Origin of the sequence: Microbispora sp. NBRC 16548 (assembly GCF_030268985.1) — a bacterium.
GTDB classification, from domain to species: Bacteria; Actinomycetota; Actinomycetes; order Streptosporangiales; family Streptosporangiaceae; genus Microbispora; species Microbispora catharanthi.
In genome coordinates this window covers 1-261 of the sequence record NZ_BSSF01000116.1, presented here as the reverse complement: position 1 = coordinate 261, position 261 = coordinate 1, and the positions used below count along the sequence as shown (strand labels likewise).

The window sequence follows — 261 nt, the reverse complement described above, 5'->3', positions numbered from 1 at the left end:
AGATGTTGCCCGAGCCGTCGCTGCGGGCGATGGTCAGGTCGAACCCGTGCCTCATCCCGGGCACACCGGCATCGCCCAGGAACAGCGCCCACAGCGACCAGCCCAGCGCGGCGATCGTGCCGAGCGAGACGAGGGTGTCCATCGTGGCGGTGCCGTGCCGCAGGTTGGTCCAGGCGGCCTTGTGGAAGGGCAGGCCGCCGTAGACCACGACCGGGGCGGCGAGCGTCAGCGACAGCCACTGCCAGTAGGTGAACTGCACCG

At 70.5% G+C, this 261-nt stretch carries 1 pseudogene; it reads right to left on the bottom strand.

The features are described from left to right. A pseudogene (locus QSK36_RS43290) lies at positions 1-261 on the bottom strand (heavy metal translocating P-type ATPase); the annotation flags it as partial.